The sequence below is a fragment of the Cysteiniphilum halobium genome, assembly GCF_003574425.1.
In the GTDB taxonomy this organism is placed as follows: Bacteria; Pseudomonadota; Gammaproteobacteria; order Francisellales; family Francisellaceae; genus Caedibacter; species Caedibacter halobius.
The window spans coordinates 20,808-42,783 of record NZ_QLIU01000049.1 but is presented as its reverse complement, the minus strand read 5'-3'; the positions used below and the strand labels follow the sequence as shown (position 1 = coordinate 42,783).

The following is a 21,976-nucleotide window of genomic DNA, read 5'->3' as shown; positions in this document are numbered from 1 at the left end:
TATTATGTGGAAAAAAAGCATTGTGACTTCTTTATTAATGGCTGGGTGCTTTGGCATGGCATTGGCTGATGATATTTCTTTACCATCAGCAAATTTTAATTTTGATGTCAAAACTGTTTCTTCAGACTCAACGTATAAACCCATTATGGGTTTTGTTGATCAAGGGAAAACCTATATTAAATTCCCACCAACAGTCACGAACAATAATATGCCTTTGATCCTAGTCGATCAGCTAGGTGATGGTGGTGCACCGGTTATTTCATGGTATCAGGGCTATGTTGTAATCAACCAGCCATCAACGCATGTTAAAGTCTATAATCCTAAAACAAGAAAACTTATTTATGATTTAACCTTTCCTGATCAATTTAACTATAGCAAAGTAGCCCCTTCACCAAGAATCCTGCCGTATGAATTTGCTGGATTTTTCATGGGCGCTACTGTTGGGATGTCTAACATTGGGGGTAAGGGTAATTCAGCCTCAGCCGGCCTAAAAGCCGGTTATGATTGGCATTTTACTAAAGGATTCCTAGCCGGTTTTGAGCTTGGGTTTAACTATGATGGTAAAGTGTCAAAAGATGCAGTGGATTATAAAAGCTGGGATATTAACGCAATGCTAAGAGCTAAATACCTATTCCAGTCTGGTTTTAATGTTACCGGCAAGGCTGGGGTTGCTTATGTTAAAAACAGTCAATCAACACCAGTTGGGCATCCAAAAAATAGTATTGGCAATAGTGTGACCCCACGGATTGGCGCTGAAGTCGGATACTTATTTACTAATGGTATTGGTTTAAATCTAGAATATGATCATCTTTTCTCAAACTCAAAAGTATTATCGGTTAACACTTTCCAAGTCGGTATTTCTTATATTTTCTAATTTTTCCATTTATGCAAATTGGATTTGCAAAGTAGTAATGGTCAACAGATAAGTTGCATTATCAATTACCTCTTCGCTTGTGAGAGAGATCGTGCAGCTTACGCTGCGCGGGTCGAGGTAATTGAAACTTAACTTAATTTTTTTGATTACGTATGAGAATAAATATTCCTAATATCACTATTAGCTCTTTTAATTTCACAGTGAAGCATGAGTTTTATACACTTCTGCTAAATTATTTTGTAGGAGTTAAACATGAAATTACGTTCAATTTTTTTATTATCAAGTATTGTTTTGAGTACAAGCTCCGCATTTGGACATGGTGCATTATCTTTCCCAGATAGTAGACAATGGCTTTGTTCAGGTGGAGCTACGCCAAATAAAGGAGTTCAGTGGAATGGTCTTAATGGGGCTGATATTTGTAGTGTTAGCTTGCATGGGGAGGGTATAAATCAAGTCATCACTGACTGGAGTGGTGTGGCGCAAGGGGCTGCTGCTGGCTGGTCCAATGATCCATCCTATACCAATGATTCACGTAGCCCACATATAGCTATTATGGGTGGCAAAGATGTACCAATTTGTTCTGCTAATTTAGAAAAATATCGTAGTCTAGAGGATAATAAATGGGTGGTTAATCAAGGAGATGACCTTTATCCAGTTAGATTAGCAGCAGGAGAGCATAACTTTACTTATGCAGTGACGGCACCTCACAAGACATATGGTAAAGGTTATATTGATATATACATCACTAAGGATCATTGGCAAACTAATAAAGTCTTAACATGGGGTGATTTAGAAGAGAAGCCAATTTGTCATTACATGCCAAGCACAAGTGAATCACCACTGCAATCGTATGGTTTGGGTGGTTTTGAGAGTTTTTCATGTACAATTCCAGAGTCAAAAATGGGACAGCATGTGATATATGCTGTGTGGCAGCGTGATGATAGTGCGGAAGCCTTTTATTCTTGCTCAGATGTCATTATTGGCAATGATACACCAACTCCACCAGAGGATGTCCTATGGCAGGAGATAAAAAGTTTTTCTGGAGAGAATGCATTACCAACTTTGAATATTAAGCCAGAGGATACAGTGACTATTGAGGTCTGTACTATGGATGCGCATAACCAGTGTCATACGACATCTTATAAACCGGTTGCACAAAATGATGCAAAATATTGGCAGCAGCAACTTGCACAGGAGTTTAATCAAAATAATCCTTATAATATGCACATTCAATTAGGTATCTTAAGCGCAGATGGTAAAGATATCGATACAAAGTTGCCATCAGGTTACAGTGTATATCAATTAAAATCATCCCCAGTAAATTATCAATGGCGCATCCAACACCATGCGGTAACACCAGAACCGATTGATAGTGTTTGGACACCGCTTGCAGGTAAAGAAGGTAGTGCAGTGTTTGGTGCAAGCTCTGAACAAGCTTACAAAAAGAATGACCTGCTAAATTTTAGATTATGGCGTAGTGATATCTTTGACTCTGGACGTTTAGGCGGTTATGAGGAAGCGATTGAAGTACCAATGGTTATTGATAATTTGGCGACATGGAAATCACAGTATATTGCCAAATTAAATGATGAACTACAGGGGTATGGTGTTGTAATTGGTGTGCTGCAAGATGATGATACGGTTAAGTCAGTCGAAGGTGGTATTAATATGGTTTATATCAATACGGAGATCGAACAGAGCAATCATATCGAGTACACTTGGCTTTTGGAGAATAAAGGACAAGTTTCACCTGAGCCAACGCCAGATTTACCAGAGTGGCCAAATGGCATAGGTAGTTATCAGATAGGCAGTAAAGTCATTAGAAATGGCGTGACATATACATGTACCGGACATGAAGGTTGGTGCAATCAAAATGCCTATGATCCGGCAGGAATCTTTGGACATGGTACGTGGACTGAGGGCTAAATCGGATAACAGAGAGTATAAAACTTAATTTATACTGCTTCATCATCGGTTTCCCCAGTGCGGATACGAATAACTTCTTCAAGGGGAGTGACGGTGATTTTGCCAGCACCAATTTTATCTGCTTTGTTGGTGTCGACAATCGCTTTTATAAAATCTTGTTGTTGTTCATCTTTGCAGATGATCTCGATCTTAATCTTAGGCAAAAAATCAACAGCATACTCGGCTCCACGATAGAGCTCAGTATGTCCAAGCTGTCGACCAAAGCCTTTGACTTCAGTGATGGTGATGCCAGTTGCACCAACGTTGAGTAAGGCTTCACGTGTGCGATCAAGTAGATGTGGTTTGATATAGGCTGTAATCAGCTTCATGCTCGAATTGATTTGTCAATTTGGCTGTCTATGCTACATTATGCACTATCTATTAGTAAAGCATTTAAGTGGTTGAGTATGAAACTAAACAATAAAATAATCGACGATGTCGCAAGCAAAATTTCCAATGGTATTCCAAGTGGCTTAAAAACAGTGGCTAGCGAATTTGAAAATAACTGCAAAAGTGTGCTCAAAGCAAGCTTTGAGAAGCTGGATCTAGTCACGCGTGAGGAGTTTGATATCCAAAAAGAAGTGTTAGCAAAAACACGTTTAAAGCTCGAGGCGCTTGAGAAAAAAGTCGATGAGCTTATTGCCAAGCAAGGAAATAAGTAAGTAACTGTTATGTCGCTGGCTACGGTTTTTAGTCGTGCACAATTGGGGGTGAACGCACCACAGGTAACAGTGGAAGTACACTTATCCCATGGGTTGCCGAGTTTATCGATCGTTGGTCTACCTGAGGCGGCGGTCAAAGAGAGTAAAGATCGTGTCAGAAGTGCGATTATTAATTCAGGTTTTCAATTTCCCAGTAAACGTATTACCATTAATCTTGCGCCTGCCGATTTGCCAAAGGAAGGTGGACGTTATGATTTGCCGATTGCCATTGGTATTTTAATTGCATCCCAACAAGTCATCGCACCTGATATTGCTGATTATGAATTTGCTGCTGAGCTATCATTAAGTGGTAAACTAAGGCCAATAAAAGGTATTTTGCCTTTTGCCATTCAAAGTTTAAGGCATAAACGTAATCTCATTATTGCAGTAAAAAATGAAAGTGAAGTTGCCTTATTGTCAGATCTTCACGCCTATGCAGCTAAGACCTTGATGGATGTTGTTCTACATTTATCAAAAACACAATTTATCAAAGAGGCACAACAGGCAGAAAGTGTGGTGTCAGATAATGCATTTGAATTGGATTTAGCAGATGTTAAAGGGCAATTTCAAGCCAAGCGTGCATTAGAGATTGCTGCAGCCGGTGGCCATAATCTACTATTTATTGGTCCTCCTGGTACAGGTAAGACAATGCTGGCATCAAGATTTAATACAATTTTGCCTAAACTTTCTATGGATGAAGCTTTAGCAACAGCCATGGTGGCATCAATTAAAGGTTCTCAGGATATTGCTGCGCATTTTTATCAGCGCCCATTTCGCGCCCCTCATCACACTTCATCGGCAGTTTCACTTGTCGGTGGAGGATCGAATCCAAAACCAGGTGAAATTTCTTTAGCACATAATGGTGTATTATTTTTAGATGAGTTGCCGGAGTTTGATCGCAAGGTATTAGAAGTTCTACGCGAACCGCTTGAGTCTGGCAAGATTGTGATCTCAAGAGCTAGCGCACAAGTTGAATACCCTGCTAAGTTTCAATTAATTGCAGCGATGAACCCTTGTCCTTGTGGATTTCTAGGTTCACAACGCAAAATGTGTAAAGACACCGACATGCAAATCAAACGCTATCAGCAAAAGCTCTCAGGTCCACTATTGGACCGTATTGACCTGCAGGTGGAAGTGCTTGAGATTGAGCATGATGTCTTGATTACTGACGCGCAAGGTGAGTCAAGTCATACTATCAAGGAACGTGTGATCAGGGCACGAGATGTACAAATCAAGCGTCAAGGAAAAATTAATGCAGAACTTCAGGGTAAGGAAATTGATCAATTTTGCATTTTAGGGGATAATGAGCGGCTGCTATTGGCAGACGCCATTGAAAAGCTTGGTTTATCGGCAAGAGCATATCACCGAGTTGTCAAAATTGCGCGGACTATTGCTGATTTGGCAGCGCAAGAGATGATTGCAAAGCATCATATTCAAGAGGCATTAAGCTATCGTAAATTTGAACGCTTTCAGCAGTAGAACAGTAAATAAGCCAAAAAAAACGGTAAAAGGCGATGAAGAGGATAGGTGCTCAAGCCCTAATATTAATTTTGTTTCTGTGGGGAAAACTAAGCTTCAAAACAGCACAGCGTATTGGTGTGATGATTGGGACGCTATTTTATTATTTTAAAAGCGATATGCGTCGAGTGGCGCGCATTAATATTGATAAATGTTTTCCTGAGCTAAGTGAATATCATAAGCGTAAGCTGGTTAAGAAAACGTTGCAGCAAACCTGTATGACAGGGGCTGAAATGCCTGGTATTTTATTTAAGAATCCACAAAAATTGCTTAAACAAATTCAAGTGGTGCATGGCGCAGATATCGCACAGCGTTTATATGAAGAAGGTCGCGGTGTTATGGTGGTTGCTCCACATTTAGGAAGTTATGAAATCGCCTCGATGTATTATTCAAGCAAATACCCTTCGGCGATGTTATATACACCACCTAAGATAAAAACACTGGATAAGCTTATTTTGCGTGCGCGCTCACGCTTGTGTAAGAACATGTCACCAGCTAATAAAAAAGGTGTAAAAATGCTATTTAAAGCCTTAGCAAATAAAGAGGTGATCGCAATGCTAACGGATCAAGTGCCAGTTGATGCCGGTAGCACATATATTGATTTCTTTGGCAATCCAGCCAAGACGATGAATTTCCCTGGCAAATTATATAAGCGCTACAAGCCCGCTGTTGTGTTAAGCTATGCCGTTAGAAATGACACTGGTAAAGGTCTAACATTGTTCCATGAGGACTTGGAGCCTTTGATTAAGAACTATCAAGCAATTGGTGGGATTGAAGACCCAGTGGCTTATGCCTTTACTAAACGGTTTGAGGAAATTATTCGTCAATATCCAGAGCAATATCAGTGGACATACAAGCGATTTAAATATCATCCTGATGGGGTTGATTATTACAAAAAGGACAAAAAATGAGAACATTGTTTTTAGATGCCTTACAGGGCAAATCTGTTATGCAGACGCCAATGTGGATTATGCGCCAAGCTGGACGTTATTTGCCAGAATATCGTCAGACGCGTGCGAAGTTTAGTGACTTTATGCAGATGTGTCGCCATGCTGAGGCCTGTTGTGAAGTGGCTTTGCAACCTTTAGATCGCTATGATTTAGATGCATCTATTGTATTTTCAGATATTTTAACTATTCCAGAAGCAATGGGCATGGATCTCAAATTTGTCAGTGGTAAGGGGCCTATTTTTTCTTCGCCGTTAACAACTGTGGCTGATGTGGAGCGTTTAGATATAAAAGGTGCCATTGGTAAATTGCACTATGTAATGAATGCGGTTTCAACCACTAAAAAGGCAATTAAAGATCGAGTGCCTTTGATTGGGTTTACTGGTAGCCCTTGGACGTTAGCAGCTTACATGGTTGAAGGGCAGGGATCTAAACAGTTTACACGGTTACGCAATATGCTCTATAGTGCACCAGAAGTCTTGCATAAATTGTTATCTGATTTAAGTTTAGTGATAGTTGATTATCTTGATGAGCAGGTCAAGGCAGGCGCGGATGCTTTGATGATTTTTGATACATGGGGAGGTGTATTAACGGAAGGTAATTATGCAACATTCTCACTGAATTATATGCAAATGATCACAGCTGAGCTTAAAAAACGCCACCAACATGTCCCTGTGACACTTTTTACTAAAGGGGGTGGTTTGTGGTTAGATCAGCTGGCAAAAACAGACTGCGATGGTATTGGGATCGATTGGAGTATTGAGGTATCACGTGCAAGAAAGGTAGTTGGAAACAAATTTGCTTTACAAGGAAATTTAGATCCCGCCGCGCTTTATGGTAGAGATCAAAGTATTATTGAAGCAGTAAAGAACATTGTTACAAGCCAAGCTCCATATAGTCGTTTTGTCTTTAATTTAGGTCATGGTGTCTACCCAGATATTTCACCGGATAAGGTTAAGGTAATGGTTGATGCCGTACGTGAATTCGGCGCTAAAGACTCAGTGAGTTAGAAATTAGAAAAATATATATAAATATAAAAATAAAATAGAAGCATAATGATGAAGAAAATAAAAAGATTTGAATTTAAACGTAATCCTGAAAGTAATGAGATGTGGGTTGAAACTGATTTGCATGGTAAGAGTTTGTTAACAATTGCCTCTCTTAACAAGGGGACAGCTTTTAGTGAGCGTGAACGTGAAGAGTTTGGGTTGCTGGGCAAATTACCTTTCCAGATCGAGTCACTCGAGGAGCAAAAAACACGCGCGTATCAGCAATATAAATCTTTTAGAAGTAACATTGGACGTTATAGCTTTTTAAAGAATTTACATAATATCAATGAGACACTATTCTATCGCTTAGTGCGCGACAATCTCAATGAAATGCTGCCAATTATTTACACGCCAACGGTTGGGGAGGCGGTGATGCGTTATAGTGAGCAATTTTTATCCCCAAGAGGGCTTTATATTGCTTATCCAGATCGCTACAAAATGCGTGAGATTCTGCGCAATCGTACCAACTCAGACGTTGATATTCTTGTGGTTAGTGATGCGGAAGGTGTATTAGGGATTGGTGACCAAGGTGTTGGCGGAATTGAAATACCTGTTGCCAAACTTATGGTTTATACGCTGTGTGCTGGAATTAATCCCGGGCGTTATTTGCCGGTATTCTTAGATGCAGGAACCAATAATAAAAAACTGCTAGAGGATCCATTGTACCTTGGCTGGCGTCATGAGCGCGTGCGTGGTGAGCAATATGATGAAATGGTACAGTTGTTTATCGAGGCAGTCAAAGAAGAGATGCCGGAGACATTTTTGCATTGGGAAGATTTTGGACGTGATAATGCGCGTAAAAACTTAGTGAAATACCAAAATGAAATTTGCAGCTTTAACGATGATATGCAGGGCACTGCTGCAGTTGCTCTAGCTGGCTTGATCTCAGCATCAAAACGCTCAGGTTTGAAGTTTAATCGTCAGAAGTTTGTTATCTTTGGTGCGGGAACGGCAGGCTTAGGGATTGCTGATCAAATTGTTGCAGCACTTGTACATTCAGGCTTAACAAAAGAAGAAGCTTACCAGCACTTTTGGTGTATTGATAAAGATGGTCTGTTAATTGATGATCAGGAAATGATGGATTTTCAACGTCCTTATGCCTGTACACGCGAGTCAGTTAAAGAGTGGTCTACTGATAGTAAGGGGGGCATTGAGCTTGCAGAAGTTGTCAAACAAGTAAAGCCAACGACTTTAATTGGTTGCTCAGGTGTTGCAGGTGCATTTACTGATGACGTTATTTTATCAATGGCTGAGAATAATGATCACCCAATTATCTTTACCCTATCTAATCCAACAAGTCGTTGTGAACGTGTGCCACAGGATATCATTCGCTTAACTGAAGGGCGTGCACTCATTGCTACAGGTAGTCCATTTGATGATGTTGGCTATAAAGGTAAAGTTTATCGTATTGCCCAATCAAATAATGCCTTGGTTTTTCCTGGTATTGGCTTGGGTATTGTCGCTATTGCTGCAAGATGCTTTACGGATAATATGTTGTGGGCAGCATGTAAAGCTTTGGCAAACTATTCAACACAAGATGATGCATTATTACCAAAGTTAAGTGAAGCATATAGCGTGAGCCGTCAGGTGGCTTTTGCTGTGGCACGCCAAGCAATTGAAGATGGTGTTGCCGAGGATGTTGATGATATTTGGCGCAAGATAGATCAAGTGATTTGGGAGCCGAAGTATTATCCATATTATTTTAAATCATAATTTTTTAAGTGTTTAACATACTAAGCTCTGAAAAAGCATATTTATGTATCTTGCCACAACTAAGTGTCAATATACGTTTGTTAAAATTCTTACTAACTTGACTGGGAATTGTCGCTAATCAAGCAATGATCTACTATGAGTATGGATGAACTCTACTGAAATTTATTTATTCTTTACTTTGCTCACTAAGAGTGATAGTTATACGAGGGGGAGTTAAAAGTATTGTAATAACTTTCAGGAGGATAGGTATGAATAATTATATCTTAATTGTGGACCCTTTAGTTTCAGCAAAATATACGGTGGGTGTTTTTTTAAACTTTGGATTTAAGGTTCTTGCATTTTGGACCAAAGAAATTGATATCCCCTACTTTAAAAATTGTATACAGGATGATTTATTTTCTAAGTCAGTACTAAGTAGGCAGGATTTTAATCAAGACATACAGTTAATTGATGGGCAGCTTAACAAAGAAGGCAAGATTATTTTTGTTATGTGCGGTACGGATAATTCGGTTGGATATGCGGATATGTTAGCAGAGCATTATTGCCCTGAATTGGCAAACAATAGTACAACTTCTTTATTACGGTTTAATAAATTTGAGATGATAGAGGCACTTAAAAAAGCAAATCTTCCGACCCAGTACCAAAGGAGTGTAGCAGACTTAAAAGATTTTAAAGGAGATGACTTTTACTATCCTGTTATTGTAAAGCCATTAGCATATAGCTCGGGATCATTTGATGTTAAAAAATGTTTGGATAAAGAAGAAGCTGAAAAGCAAATCACTCAGATATTGTCTCATGATAGTTTATATGGATACAAAACAGCGGCATTAATTCAAAACTATGTAGGTGGAGATGAATATGCAGTTAATACAGTGAGTTATAAAGGCAAACATTATATTACATCAGTTGTAAAATGCATTAAGAAAGATATACAGGGTATGTTCATATATAAATATCTTGAGATTGTTTCTGACGCGATAGTATTAAATGTCATTCACCAATATGTTATTCAGGTATTAGGTGTACTTGAGGTTAAAAATGGATTTGCTCATACTGAAATAAAAATTCAAAATGGAACCCCTTACTTAATCGAGCTAAATCCACGTGTTGCTGGTTGCTCAGGGGTTTTAAATCATATGGAGCATATATTCTACGATATTGATCAGCAGTTACTTCTGTGTCATTTTCTTGACAATAAAAACAGTGTCACCAAGAAGAATTATGATTATTGCTTGTTATATTTCTTGAATAATTTTGATATGCCCTATGATCAAATAAAACTTGATTTGATAATAGGTCTAGATTCTTATGCTTATCATAAAACAATGAAAATAAGTGACAACAATATGCATAAAGAGAATCAATTTTCACTAAATGATGTGGCTGCATATATTGTACTAGCTCATAAAGATAGAAAAGTGATTGAGAGTGATATCAATATGCTTGAAGAATGTATTAAAGATAACGAAGTGTTTCTTTAAGAAAGCCTATGGGTTGTCAAAGAAAGTAACGGTTGATAAGAATGGCGATAAACCCAAAACTTAACATGACCAATGAACGATATTACATCTACTCACTGGTCCCCTTTTTTGTTAGTATCTAAAAAATTAATTTATGATGTAAGATTGTTGAGGAGTTGAGGATGAATGATAAACAGACACTGAAAGTATCAATACTCGCGGGCACTGGCGGGATGTTAGAGTTTTATGATTTTATTTTATATATGCTATTTTCAGCACAGATAGCAAAAGCATTCTTTGTTGATATTCAATCACCAGCATTAAAAAGCTTAATTGTGATGATTGTATTCTCAATTGCGTATATTGTCAGGCCAATTGGTGGCTTTTTAATCGGTTGGATGGGTGATAGTATCGGTAGGAAAAAAAGTTTTTCTTTTACCATTTTACTGATGGCTTGTTGTGTTTTGTTAATGGGCATTATGCCAACTTATGCCATGATCGGTGTGATGGCCCCCATTATTTTTATATTATTACGTATTATTCAAGGTTTGGCATTAGGGGGAGAGCTACCTGGCGCGATTGTTTTTGTTTATGAATCAGTGGCAAAAAAGGGTCCGGCATTAGGCATCCTCTTTTCGATGGTTCTTGGTGGGATTTTATTAGGTCAGATTATGAGTATTATCTTGCATGCTATTTTTGGTGAATATGCTTGGAGAGCCGCTTTTATTAGTGGTTCTATTGTGGCCTTTATTGGTTTCTATATTAGGCGAAAATTGCAGGAAACAGAGATGTTTAGAAATCTAGAAAGTAAACAAAAGTTCCCACTGATCAAGCTCCTTAAGTCACAGTTAAGAAGTCAAGTTGGCACAATTCTTTGTGTCGTTTTAATTGGGTTTGATGGAGTCATGGCTATGCTTTATTTCCCCAAATATTTAACTGTCCACTTGCATTACCCTCAACACTTTACCAGTATTGTGGCGATTATCGCTTCTTTTTTCAATCTTGGCGTAATTTTTGTAGCTAGTTTGATAAGTGATTATATAAACTACCGACGACTATATGCGATAAGTGCTTTATTACTTATAGTCATTGCTTATCCTGCTTTTTATTTGATTAATAGTTTCCATTTTTTTGATGTGCTTATTGGCATGTTGCTATTGACATTGCCTCCGGCAATGATGTGTGGTTTATTTATGCGTATTATTTGTGAAGCTTTTACTACAGATGTCAGATTTTCAGGAGTGGCCATAGGATATAATTTAGCTTTTGCAATGGTTGGTGGTTTGGTTCCGGTATTAACTGAACTCATGATTCAAAGCAGTGGCAAGATTCTTGGCCCTGTAATTATTAGTGTTTGTTGTGGTGTTATTGGTTTGCTTTCAATGTGGATACTAGGAGGTGGAGGATTACAAAATGTATCATATAAGGCTGTAGGGAGTAAGGAAGCTACACAGTCATAATACTCTTTATTATTTTTCACGATTAATTTCTTATGACTGTGTTATCTTAAAAGTTTTGTGTTATCCTATACATGGTGCAATTTTGCATATTCAACTAAAAGCACAACCTTAGTAGCATTTTGTAGTGTGTTTGGTGGTATTTTATTTTTTTGACTTCCTAAAGCAGATGAAACTTGATAACTAAAGAATAAAATCAATAGTATAAGTGTAAAAGTGCGTATCTGATCTACTAGAAATATTTTTTTACATCCATTCATGATCTTCTCCTTACTTCAAGCACTAAACTTTAAGTAAATATCCACCACCTTTAAGCAATGTGATTTTGGGTGATATTGTGTTGAATTTGTTGATACATATCGTTTTGAGTACCTCTTGCATTAGCACTGTAAAATCCAAATACAATAAATGCAGTAATACCTAAGATTCCGAGTAATTTTTTCATGTTATTTCTCCTTAATAAGAATGTGATATTAATTTTAGTATCTAAAACGATCTCAAAATAAAACATAGGGTAAGTCGTTATTGTCTTTTAGTGACCATCTATCTCTCTGAGATGACATGCCTATTAAAGCAGTAAAGGGTAAATAGAAATTAGCACTAAAAGGCGATGCTTTTCCTTAAAAGCTTATTCGTCAATCCGTTCTAGAACTGCCTCCATTATATGACGATTAATTTACTATTATCCAATGACTAATAAATATAGGTCACATAATTATTTGTTATATGGAGTCGAGTTGCATATTTGGGCACTGTCCGCCCATTAGAATTTCTTGGGAGGTGCTTTATATTGTCGGGTAACAGAGCCATGTTGCCATGACCCTGTATAATACTCCCCATTATTATGGTCATCCCTGAAAAAGCCTCATTTCCCCATAACGACATGTTTAAAGTACACTCAAAAACATCTTTAATAACATCGGCTGGTAAGTTTTTTAATGGGTGGTTATCCTTTAGGTTGAAATGTACGTCATTTTCTAACTCCTTCTTGTTAATTGATAAACCTTGTATTGATAATAAAGTGCAGGAAGTAACAATAATGCCAGTATTGTAGCGCTTACCATCCCCCCTATCATTGGTGTAGCAATCCTTTGCATAACTTCAGAACCTGTACCTGTTGCAATCAAAATTGGAATCAACCCCGCAATAATAGCTGTGACTGTCATCATAATTGGACGAACTCGCAGCAAAGCACCTTCAATAATGGCATTTCTAATTTCTTCTCTAGAAGGTTGTTTTTCTAATTGCTTCAGTGACTGATTCATATACACCAACATCAGAACACCAATTTCTACAGCAACACCTGCAAGCGCGATAAATCCAACACCCACTGCAACGGATAAATTGTAGTTCAAAAGATAAATAAACCAGATACCGCCAACAATAGAAAGTGGCAATGTTAAAACAATCATCAATACATCACTGATTCTTCTAAAGCTTAGGTATAGTAACAATAGTATAATAGCAATCGCAATAGGGACTACTTTCATAAGTTGTTGATTTGCACGCTGCATATACTCATACTGGCCAGAAAAGCTAATGGCGTATCCTGTAGGTAAGTTTAATTTTTCATTTAGAATTGACTTGGCATGATGAATATAATTTCCAATATCCCCTTTAATATCAACAAGCACCCAGCCTGTTAATCGTCCATTTTCACTTTTTATCACAGGTGCGCCACTGTCAATGTATAAATGAGCAACATCGGACAAAGCAATGTGAGCACCTGTAGGGGTAACTATCGGCAAGGTTTTAAGTTTTTCTAATGAATCTCGATCATATTGTGGGAATCTTAAATTGACAGGGTAACGTTCTAAACCTTCCACTGTTTCTGTAATATTCATACCACCTACGGCCATGGAAAGCATCGATTGAATCTCTGTCATTGACAGCCCGTAATTTGCCGCCTTTTTACGATCGATATCAACATTAATATAACGCCCACCGCTAGCACGATCCGCATATACTGACGTTGTTTGCGGTATTGTTTTTAGTAATGATTCAATATTCTGTCCTATCTTCTGTATAGTTGATAAATTATCGCCTGATATTTTAATTCCTATTGGTGTTTTTATCCCTGTTGCCAGCATATCAATTCGAGTTCTAATTGGCATCACCCAAGCATTTGTTACACCAGGTATTTTGACAACTTGATCTAACTCCTGCTTAATTTTTTCAAATGTCATTCCCTCTCGCCACATTGATTTGGGCTTAAATTGAATCACCGTTTCAATCATTGTCAAAGGGGCTGGGTCTGTTGCTGTTTGTGCCCGTCCAATCTTTCCAAAAACACTTTTAACCTCCGGTATTGTTTTAATTAAACGATCTGTTTGCTGTAATACCTGCTGTGCTTTACCAATCGATACCCCAGGTAACAGTGTTGGCATATACATCAAATCACCTTCATTCATATCTGGCATAAACTCATAACCAATCTGCTTTAAAGGGTATAAAGTTGCTAAAACAATTGCAAAACATAACACAATAGTCGTTTTTGGAAATTTCAGAACCCAATGCAAAAAGGGGCGATAACAAGCAATAAGAATTCTATTGACTGGATTTTTATGCTCAGAAATAATTCGACCTCGAATTAAATAGCCCATCAATATGGGTACTAAGGTGATGGATAAACCAGCGGCAGCGGCCATAGCATAGGTTTTTGTATAGGCTAGTGGCGAAAAAAGTTTTCCTTCTTGAGCTTGCAGTGCAAATACAGGCAAAAAGCTCAAGGTAATGATCAGCAAAGAAAAGAAAATAGGGGGACCAACTTCAGCGGTGGCTCTACCAATCAATTGCCAACGATTTTCACTTGTTACCTTTTCTTTTTCAAACTGTTTATGTACATTCTCAATCATCACAATGGCGGCATCAACCATTGCTCCAATGGCAATAGCAATACCGCCCAAAGACATAATATTTGCATTTATGCCCTGCATGCGCATAACAATAAATGCACAGAGAATACCGATAGGCAAACTGATTAATATAACTAAGGATGAGCGAATGTGAAATAAAAATACCAGACAAACTAATAATACAATAATAAGCTCTTCAATGAGCTTATAGCTTAAATTATCAATGGCACTATTAATCAATGTAGAACGGTCATATGTTTCAACAATTTTGACACCTTTAGGTAAGCTTTTTTGAAGACTCTGTAATTTTGCCTTGACTGCATCAATGGTAGAAAGTGCATTCTCACCATCACGCATTACAATAATGCCACCCACCGTATCACCTTCTCCATTTAGATCAGCAACACCTCTTCGCATTTCTGGACCAATTTTAATATCAGCAATATCTTTGAGTAAAATAGCTGTGCCATTTTGCATAACACCAACAGGAATATTTTCAATGGACTGAACATTTTTCAGATAGCCATTTGTTCTTACCATATATTCAGCTTCTGCCATTTCTAACACAGAACCGCCGACTTCCTGATTTGCATCAATAACGGCTTGTTTAATTTTATTTAAATTCAGATTATACGCTCTAATGGCATTAGGATTTAGGGTGATTTGATATTGTTTGACCATCCCACCGACTGTAGCAACCTCAGATATACCAGGAACAGTTTGCAACTCATACTTTAAAAACCAATTTTGAAGGCTGGTCAACTCAGATATGTCATGAGAATGTGTAGGATCAGTTAATGCATATTGATAAATCCAGCCAACACCTGTTGCATCAGGCCCCAATGAGCTTTTAGCTGATTTCGGTAATTTAGATGAGACTTGGCTTAACACTTCTAGCACACGTGAGCGAGCCCAGTAAGGGTCTGTCCCCTCTTTAAAAATAATATAAACATAGGAATCCCCAAAAAAAGAATAGCCGCGTACACTCTCTGCCCCTGGAACCGACAAAAGGGCTGTTGAAAGCGGATAGGTAACTTGATCCTCTACAACCTTTGGCGCCTGTCCAGGGTAATTTGTCTTTACGATCACTTGCACATCAGAAAGATCAGGGATTGCATCAACTGGTGTTGTTTTAAGGGAATAAATACCCGCAATAACAAGGGCGATCGTTGCAGTGACAACAAGAAATCTATTTTTAATAGACCAGTAAATGATTGATTTGATCATGTTTTACCTCTTGCTGACGGCAGTAATCATATAATTTCCATCTTGTTCATGGAATGTAAAATTAACCTTGCTTCCAACGTCAATACCATTTAATGAAACACTATGGGCAAGTTGAAAAAACATATCCATTTCTGGCCATTGTAATGATTTAATAGGTTCATGATGTATTTCAATATCGCTGCCATCTATGGATTTGATGACACCAACAGCTTGATAGCTCTCATGAGTTTTTGTCACGGTCATTTCATGATGATCATGGTGCATATCGCTGGCATAGATATTGGCACCAAAAAGTAATAAAAAGCTTGTTATCATTGCAGTTATTATTCTCATTATCACGCTCCTTCTTAATGTGTCATTATTTTAATAATTTCATACCCATTCTTATTTTTCACAAATTGAAAATGTATTTTCTGATCAGGTGTTATACTCTCTAAGTTAACTTCTTTTTGTACAGCAAAGCGCATAGTCATCGATGGCCAATTAAGCGATTTGATTGGCTCATGTGATATAACAATATTATGTTCATTAGCATTCACTTTGCGTACAACACCTACAGTTTGATAAACCAAAGTTTGATCATCTGATTTTATGGTACTTTTTTGATTTACATTAAGACGAACTAAACTTGCTTGTACATTCGACTCTGAATCAATTAAAAACTGCGCTGAAGTAACTACTTTCTCATCTGGGGATAGTCCTTCAAGCACCTGTACATACCCTTGTGTTTCAACACCAAGCTTAACCTCTTTAGCAATGAATCGTCCTGATTTATTCTGAGTGATCACATAATTGATATTTTTTAATCGAATCACAGCGGAGCTTGGTATGCTTAATGTTTTTGGCAGTTCTTTTGAAATGATGGAGACATCCATATATAAATTAGGCTTAAGCAGCTGTTTGCTATTATCAAGCGTTGCTCTGACTGCTATCGTTCTTGTAACTGGATCAATGGTTGGCGATATAAAAGTTATTGTCCCCGTAAATGCATCATTTATTCCTTTAACTTTGCCCGTAAGCTTGTCTCCCACTTTTAGAAATTGCATTTGATATGGAAAAACTTCAGCACTTAACCACACTGTATTTAAATTTACAATTGTCATAAGATTCTGTGCGGGTGTCACATACATCCCTTCTTTTGCGTCAAGCTCAGACACAACCCCTGAAATAGGTGCATACATATCTATCAGCATATCCGCCTTTTTATTTTTCTCTATTCGCTGAATTTGCTTTTGTGAGATGCCAAGTGCTTCAAGCTTAGATTTAGCTGCTTGGAGATAATCCGTTTGATCTGTATAACTGGACACTTTATATTGATTAGTTTGAGTGCTATTTTGCAATGCTAGAACTAATTCCTGCTCTGCTTCAATAAGTTTTGGAGAATATAACTGTGCAACCAACTGCCCTTTTGTTACTTCACTGCCAATTTCGGCAATCTCTAACTTGCGTATCCATCCATTTTCATAAGTATGGATATGCTCTACATGGTTTTCATTTTCCTTAATGATACCTAGAGAATTAATGATGATGTGTAGATTACGATATTTAACTGGTTCAACCTTAACTCCAATATTATTCATTGTGTCAGGTGATATTCTAACACCCCCACTATCGTTATTTTCTTTATAAACAGGAACCAAATCCATGCCCATAGGAGATTTACCTGGCTTATCTCTTTTATAATTTGGATCCATGGGTGCCACCCAATATAATGGCTTTGTACCATCTTGCTGTTTATTGTTAACATTCTCCCGACCAAGGTTTGTCAATAAATAAAAAAATAAAACACCTATGACAAACCCTAGAATAATTAATGCTAAATACTTAACAATTTTCTTTTGCATAGCTAACCTTCTCCAAAACTTATTATGATCACTATTTTTACTTGTCTCCCGCTTTAACAAAGCGTAAACGATTAACATTCATCCAATTCTTGAGCTGGAAACCATTGTTTTTGTCTAACACGAATGCTTTCTGCATCTTTCTAATCCTCTTTTTTGTTAGTTACCTAACTAACGCTCAGCTTTCGCCGGTAAATTTCTCCTCGCAATGTTAGAAAGGCTTTTTACACTAAAGCACTGTTCGTATCTACGCACTGTTTAACTGTTAGCGACAGGACCTAAAGCTGGAGAAGCACTCTAAGGTGTCCTAACCTATCTAACGTAGCACTTGAAGTGCTTAGGCTGGTCAACCATTCCTAAATTCCAAACCTTCAAGCTCCGTCCTTCAGAGCGAGGTAGTTGACGCTGCTTTATTTCATGCTTTTCCATTTTTAAGACTCCTTGTATGACCAACCTCTAATGTATAAAGGCTTTCCATAATTGGGCACTCTGAAGAAGGCCTGCTTCCATCACAAGTTTGATCCAATCGCATTAAGTTTTTCTCTAATTGCTTAAGTAAATATATTTTGTCCTTGATATCAGATAGCTTAGACTGGACTTTTTGTTTTATCTCAATACTGGATATATACTGACGCTCTAATGAAAAAAGCTCATTAATTTCTGATAAACTAAATCCCATAAATTTAGCATTCTCAATGAACCTTAGCTTTTCTACAGCCTTGTCATCATATTGGCGATAGCCATTTTGATTTCTATCTGGCTGTAATAATCCTACTTTTTCATAATGCCTTATTGTTACATTGGTAATACCAAGTAATTTAGAAAGCTCACCAATATTCATACTGGTATATCCTAAATACATTTATTTACTTATAACTATATGATTAACCTTAAGGTTAAGGTCAAGAATATAATTAGATTATTTTTCAAAATATTTGAGGAAACATAATTTAGTGTATATGGATATAATATGTATCTAAAATAAAGCTACTAGCTCTTGTAATATGCAAAAATTAATCAACTGATACTATTAAAAACTCAGCAATAAAGCTTTCATACAGGTCAATGTCATAATTATATCAATTAATTATTAATCGCATGAATTGCAATATCAGATAGCTTTTTTAGTGTTTTCATTGCTGAGTGATAACTTAGCTTATCGCCATATACCATCATATCAATAAATAAAGCCCAGTTTTCTGACCAACAGGAATTGGCTTTCAGTTCATGAAGTGATTGCTTAATTGCTTTAACAGGGGTTGATGGTGTTAAAATAAGTAATTCTTATGGTAATTTCTCAAGATCAACATGATAGAACTACTTATTTCAACATTTTGCCGCATAGACGACTTTTGCATTATCTATGAAAAGCAACTTAAACTCAAACAAATTGGCATGGATAGAAACAGAAAATATGGCAAAGCGCAACAATTAGCAGTGAGCGAAATTATGACAATTTTTATTATGTTCCAGATAACTCAATCGCAATTTCAAAATATATTACAACGAGTTTATCAAAGTTTATTGGCGTGAATATTTTCCTCAAGCACCATCGTATAATCGTTTTGTAGAGCTGATGAGCAAAGCTATTTTACCTTTGTCCTGCTTTGCACAACAAGGGCTTAAACTGATTACTACGCTCAAAAAGAATATGAAAAAACTATTTAGAACACCACAGAAAAAGCAATTGTTACGCCATAGAGGTATGATTGAAACACTATTTGACCATTTGAAAAATAGTTTAATGTTGTGCCATACGAGACATCGCTCACCTGTAAATGCATGCACAAATTTAATGACATGCCTAGCAGTATGGGTTATTGATCCTATCTCTATTGTTGGACAGAGAAGATTGAGTGTTTTATAAACCGAAACTCCGAACTGAGGTTATATGGAGTCGAGTTACATATTTGGGCACTGTCCGCCCATTAGAATTTCTTGGGAGGTGCTTTATATTACATTACTCTGGGATAAGGTTACTTCTTTTCATCTCTTGCCAGAGAGCCTCTGGAATTTTGGTGTTTAACCATAGTTTATTTTGCATTACTTGTTCTGCGGTATTCATCCCAGCAACAACTGATGCAATAGCTGGATGGCGTAAAGGAAATTGAAGTGCAGCAGCAGGCAAAGGCACATTAAATTGTTGGCATATTTTCTCTAATGCTTTGACACGCTGGATAATTTCATTACTTGCTAGATTGTATTGGTATTTGGCATTTTTATTTGCAGAGCCTTCAACCAGGATTCCTGAGCTAAAAGCGCCTGCTACAAGTACACTAATGCCTTTTTTAGCACATTGATTTAAAAACTCCAATGCATTGTGATCTAGAAGTGTATAGCTATCCTGCAACATAAAGCAGTCAAAATCACCATATTTTAAAGCATCTTGACAGACTTCCCATTGCTTAACTCCCATACTGATTGCGCCAATCATTCCTTGTTTCTTGAGTTTGGCTAATAAGGGATAGCCGGATTCCATTGCCTGCTTGAAGTAACGATGAAAAGTATCTTTTAATACAAGATGATCAAGGTCATGAATGTGAACAATGTCGATATGATTTAGTCCTAGACGTTGCAGACTATCCTCAATGCTTCTTTGAAACCCATCATATGAGTAGTCATATATTACTTGAAAGGGTAAAGGGTTAATGAACCAGTCTTCATCTGCTTGAGCTATGCCACTTGTTGGCCTTAGGATTTTACCAACTTTTGTTGATAACACAAACTTATCTTGTTGTTGCTCTTGCAGAAAGTAGCCTAGGCGATGTTCACTTAATCCTGAGCCATATTGAGGTGCAGTATCAAAGTAGTGGATATCACTCTGCCAAGCCATTTTTATGGTTTCATTTGCTTGAAGATTTGATATTTTTTGATATAAATTACCTAAAGGCGCACCGCCTAGCCCAAGTTCTGTCACTCTAATGTCCGTGGTACCAATTTGTCTTTTTTTCATGATATTGCCGCCCATTTTAGACCGTTTGGAAATTCATACTGATTTATCGTTTCAGGATACATCGTAATACTATAGCCTGGCACTGTCGGTGCGATATAATGCCCTTTTTCTATTTTTACAGGTGCAACAAAATGTTCATGTAAATGATCGACATATTCAAGCACCCTATCAGTTAATGAACCAGAAATGCAGATATAGTCAATCATGGCTAAGTGTTGAACATACTCACATAGACCAACGCCTCCAGCATGAGGACATACGGGAATATTAAATTTGGCAGCCATTAAGTAGACTGCTAACACTTCGTTGACACCGCCTAAACGACAACTATCAATTTGGACAATATCTAATGCGCCACTCTCAATAAATTGTTTAAACAAAATACGGTTCTGACACATTTCTCCAGAGGCAACCCATATAGGAGAAATGGCATCTTTAATTTTTTTATGCCCTAGTATGTCATCTGGGCTTGTCGGCTCTTCAATAAACCATGGTTTAAATTGTTTTAAGGCATCCATCCATTGTATTGCTTGAGAGACTTCCCAACGTTGGTTTGCGTCCATCATTAATTTACGATGAGGGCCTATAACCTCTCTGGCAATGGTGCAGCGCCGAATATCATCTTGCAAATTATCACCCACTTTTAATTTAATATGATTCCATCCTGCATCAATGGCTTCTTGACATAAACGACGTAACTTTTCATCAGAATATCCAAGCCATCCAGCAGAAGTTGTATAGGCTGGATAACCTTTTGTTAACATTTCTTTTTTACGCTGTGCTTTATGTGGTGCCTGTTTTTGCAGTAAAGCAAGTGCTTCATTTGGCGTGAGAACATCTGTTAAATAAGTAAAATCAATACAGCGCGCCAGCTCTTCTGGAGACATATCTACTACTAGCTCCCATAGCGGTTTAGCTTGTTGTTTGGCCCATAAATCCCAAACTGCATTTACAACAGCAGCTGTTGCCAAATGAATAGCACCTTTGTCTGGACCAATCCAGCGTAACTGGCTATCGTTAGTAATATATTTCCAAAAAGCACCCATATCTTTAGTAAAATCAACAAGCTTTTTACCAATGAGTAGTGGAGCTAAAGCTTTGATTGCTAAAGTACAAATTTCATTTCCTCGCCCAATTGTGAAGGTAAGACCATTTCCCTCTAACTCAGGTTGATTTGTATGTAGAGTAACGTATGCGGCGGAGTAATCTGGATCTTTGTTCATCGCATCCGATCCTGCTAAACTTTTAGAGGTTGGGAAACGAATATCATACACATTAAGTTCGGTGATAATTATTTCTTTAGTCATTAATATCTCCTTTCACTAAAATAAAATATATAATGCTGTGGTTTCTACAATACTAGTTTCTGTGCTTACGACTTTTTAATATAAAATACCACTAGATTTTTCTAATAGG

Annotated in this window: 18 protein-coding genes and 1 pseudogene; 10 read left to right on the top strand and 9 right to left on the bottom strand. The window is 37.5% G+C overall.

Going from position 1 to position 21,976, the window contains the following annotated elements:
• Nucleotides 1-4: 4 nt before the first annotated feature.
• Both DNK85_RS08505 and DNK85_RS08500 read left to right on the top strand, forming a co-directional pair.
• The gene (locus DNK85_RS08505) at nt 5-874 is read left to right on the top strand and encodes an outer membrane protein (protein WP_162896626.1); all 870 of its coding nucleotides are present in this window, start codon (nt 5-7) and stop codon (nt 872-874) included.
• 252 nt (nt 875-1,126) lie between these two features.
• Nucleotides 1,127-2,800, top strand: a complete 1,674-nt coding sequence (locus tag DNK85_RS08500) for a lytic polysaccharide monooxygenase (RefSeq protein ID WP_119329146.1) — start codon at nt 1,127-1,129, stop codon at nt 2,798-2,800.
• A gap of 29 nt (nt 2,801-2,829) precedes the next feature.
• Here DNK85_RS08500 and DNK85_RS08495 read toward each other — a convergent pair whose 3' ends face one another.
• Nucleotides 2,830-3,168 carry a P-II family nitrogen regulator gene (locus DNK85_RS08495; protein WP_119329145.1) on the bottom strand — a complete coding sequence of 113 codons (339 nt, stop codon included), beginning with the start codon at nt 3,166-3,168 and terminating at the stop codon, nt 2,830-2,832.
• Between the two features lie 30 nt (nt 3,169-3,198).
• On the opposite strand from DNK85_RS08495, the gene DNK85_RS08490 reads away from it, so the two are divergent.
• From DNK85_RS08490 to DNK85_RS08460, 7 genes are all read left to right on the top strand, one after another.
• Nucleotides 3,199-3,501 (top strand): accessory factor UbiK family protein, encoded by a 303-nt coding sequence (locus DNK85_RS08490; RefSeq protein ID WP_235842416.1) that lies wholly within the window; start codon nt 3,199-3,201, stop codon nt 3,499-3,501.
• Between the two features lie 9 nt (nt 3,502-3,510).
• Nucleotides 3,511-5,019 (top strand): YifB family Mg chelatase-like AAA ATPase, encoded by a 1,509-nt coding sequence (locus DNK85_RS08485; protein WP_119329144.1) that lies wholly within the window; start codon nt 3,511-3,513, stop codon nt 5,017-5,019.
• A 35-nt stretch (nt 5,020-5,054) separates the two neighbouring features.
• Nucleotides 5,055-5,969 (top strand): lysophospholipid acyltransferase family protein, encoded by a 915-nt coding sequence (locus DNK85_RS08480; protein WP_119329143.1) that lies wholly within the window; start codon nt 5,055-5,057, stop codon nt 5,967-5,969.
• Complete coding sequence (gene hemE / locus DNK85_RS08475; RefSeq protein ID WP_119329142.1) at nt 5,966-7,015, top strand: uroporphyrinogen decarboxylase; 1,050 nt, start codon at nt 5,966-5,968, stop codon at nt 7,013-7,015. Before DNK85_RS08480 ends, hemE begins: the two co-directional genes overlap by 4 nt.
• Before the next feature lie 45 nt (nt 7,016-7,060).
• Nucleotides 7,061-8,767 (top strand): NAD-dependent malic enzyme, encoded by a 1,707-nt coding sequence (locus tag DNK85_RS08470; RefSeq protein WP_235842415.1) that lies wholly within the window; start codon nt 7,061-7,063, stop codon nt 8,765-8,767.
• Between the two features lie 248 nt (nt 8,768-9,015).
• Nucleotides 9,016-10,248, top strand: a complete 1,233-nt coding sequence (locus DNK85_RS08465) for an ATP-grasp domain-containing protein (protein WP_119329140.1) — start codon at nt 9,016-9,018, stop codon at nt 10,246-10,248.
• Between the two features lie 161 nt (nt 10,249-10,409).
• Nucleotides 10,410-11,687: an MFS transporter gene (locus DNK85_RS08460; protein ID WP_119329139.1), complete on the top strand. Its 1,278-nt coding sequence runs from the start codon at nt 10,410-10,412 to the stop codon at nt 11,685-11,687.
• A 65-nt stretch (nt 11,688-11,752) separates the two neighbouring features.
• Here DNK85_RS08460 and DNK85_RS08455 read toward each other — a convergent pair whose 3' ends face one another.
• From DNK85_RS08455 to DNK85_RS08435, 6 genes are all read right to left on the bottom strand, one after another.
• Entirely contained in the window at nt 11,753-11,944 is a 192-nt protein-coding gene (locus DNK85_RS08455) for a hypothetical protein (protein ID WP_119329138.1), read from the bottom strand.
• Nucleotides 11,945-11,994: 50 nt separating this feature from the next.
• On the bottom strand, nt 11,995-12,129 hold the full coding sequence (locus tag DNK85_RS11910) for a hypothetical protein (protein ID WP_268876840.1): 135 nt from the start codon (nt 12,127-12,129) through the stop codon (nt 11,995-11,997).
• 532 nt (nt 12,130-12,661) lie between these two features.
• Nucleotides 12,662-15,766: an efflux RND transporter permease subunit gene (locus DNK85_RS08450; RefSeq protein ID WP_119329137.1), complete on the bottom strand. Its 3,105-nt coding sequence runs from the start codon at nt 15,764-15,766 to the stop codon at nt 12,662-12,664.
• Nucleotides 15,767-15,769: 3 nt separating this feature from the next.
• A complete protein-coding gene (locus DNK85_RS08445) occupies nt 15,770-16,099 on the bottom strand; it encodes a copper-binding protein (RefSeq protein WP_119329136.1) in 330 nt (109 codons plus the stop codon).
• A gap of 14 nt (nt 16,100-16,113) precedes the next feature.
• On the bottom strand, nt 16,114-17,610 hold the full coding sequence (locus DNK85_RS08440) for an efflux RND transporter periplasmic adaptor subunit (RefSeq protein ID WP_162896625.1): 1,497 nt from the start codon (nt 17,608-17,610) through the stop codon (nt 16,114-16,116).
• 412 nt (nt 17,611-18,022) lie between these two features.
• A complete protein-coding gene (locus DNK85_RS08435) occupies nt 18,023-18,448 on the bottom strand; it encodes a MerR family transcriptional regulator (protein ID WP_162896624.1) in 426 nt (141 codons plus the stop codon).
• A 467-nt stretch (nt 18,449-18,915) separates the two neighbouring features.
• Between DNK85_RS08435 and DNK85_RS08430 the strand changes: the two are divergent.
• Nucleotides 18,916-19,474, top strand: a pseudogene (locus DNK85_RS08430) (transposase).
• Between the two features lie 93 nt (nt 19,475-19,567).
• Here DNK85_RS08430 and DNK85_RS08425 read toward each other — a convergent pair.
• Nucleotides 19,568-20,560, bottom strand: a complete 993-nt coding sequence (locus tag DNK85_RS08425) for an aldo/keto reductase (protein ID WP_162896623.1) — start codon at nt 20,558-20,560, stop codon at nt 19,568-19,570.
• Nucleotides 20,557-21,867, bottom strand: a complete 1,311-nt coding sequence (locus DNK85_RS08420) for an L-fuconate dehydratase (protein ID WP_119329132.1) — start codon at nt 21,865-21,867, stop codon at nt 20,557-20,559. The genes DNK85_RS08425 and DNK85_RS08420 overlap by 4 nt, the downstream gene beginning before the upstream one ends.
• Nucleotides 21,868-21,976: the final 109 nt, after the last annotated feature.

Bases quoted from the DNA above. Each gene is read 5' to 3' on its own strand.
- DNK85_RS08440 (WP_162896625.1), bottom strand. From the start codon at position 17,610: ATGCAAAAGAAAATTGTTAAGTATTTAGCATTAATTATTCTAGGGTTT.
- DNK85_RS08485 (WP_119329144.1), top strand. From the start codon at position 3,511: ATGTCGCTGGCTACGGTTTTTAGTCGTGCACAATTGGGGGTGAACGCA.
- DNK85_RS08505 (WP_162896626.1), top strand. From the start codon at position 5: ATGTGGAAAAAAAGCATTGTGACTTCTTTATTAATGGCTGGGTGCTTT.
- DNK85_RS08500 (WP_119329146.1), top strand. From the start codon at position 1,127: ATGAAATTACGTTCAATTTTTTTATTATCAAGTATTGTTTTGAGTACA.
- DNK85_RS08455 (WP_119329138.1), bottom strand. From the start codon at position 11,944: ATGAATGGATGTAAAAAAATATTTCTAGTAGATCAGATACGCACTTTT.
- hemE (WP_119329142.1), top strand. From the start codon at position 5,966: ATGAGAACATTGTTTTTAGATGCCTTACAGGGCAAATCTGTTATGCAG.
- DNK85_RS08420 (WP_119329132.1), bottom strand. From the start codon at position 21,867: ATGACTAAAGAAATAATTATCACCGAACTTAATGTGTATGATATTCGT.
- DNK85_RS08465 (WP_119329140.1), top strand. From the start codon at position 9,016: ATGAATAATTATATCTTAATTGTGGACCCTTTAGTTTCAGCAAAATAT.
- DNK85_RS08490 (WP_235842416.1), top strand. From the start codon at position 3,199: ATGCTACATTATGCACTATCTATTAGTAAAGCATTTAAGTGGTTGAGT.
- DNK85_RS08450 (WP_119329137.1), bottom strand. From the start codon at position 15,766: ATGATCAAATCAATCATTTACTGGTCTATTAAAAATAGATTTCTTGTT.
- DNK85_RS11910 (WP_268876840.1), bottom strand. From the start codon at position 12,129: ATGAAAAAATTACTCGGAATCTTAGGTATTACTGCATTTATTGTATTT.
- DNK85_RS08445 (WP_119329136.1), bottom strand. From the start codon at position 16,099: ATGAGAATAATAACTGCAATGATAACAAGCTTTTTATTACTTTTTGGT.
- DNK85_RS08460 (WP_119329139.1), top strand. From the start codon at position 10,410: ATGAATGATAAACAGACACTGAAAGTATCAATACTCGCGGGCACTGGC.
- DNK85_RS08470 (WP_235842415.1), top strand. From the start codon at position 7,061: ATGATGAAGAAAATAAAAAGATTTGAATTTAAACGTAATCCTGAAAGT.
- DNK85_RS08480 (WP_119329143.1), top strand. From the start codon at position 5,055: ATGAAGAGGATAGGTGCTCAAGCCCTAATATTAATTTTGTTTCTGTGG.
- DNK85_RS08495 (WP_119329145.1), bottom strand. From the start codon at position 3,168: ATGAAGCTGATTACAGCCTATATCAAACCACATCTACTTGATCGCACA.
- DNK85_RS08435 (WP_162896624.1), bottom strand. From the start codon at position 18,448: ATGAATATTGGTGAGCTTTCTAAATTACTTGGTATTACCAATGTAACA.
- DNK85_RS08425 (WP_162896623.1), bottom strand. From the start codon at position 20,560: ATGAAAAAAAGACAAATTGGTACCACGGACATTAGAGTGACAGAACTT.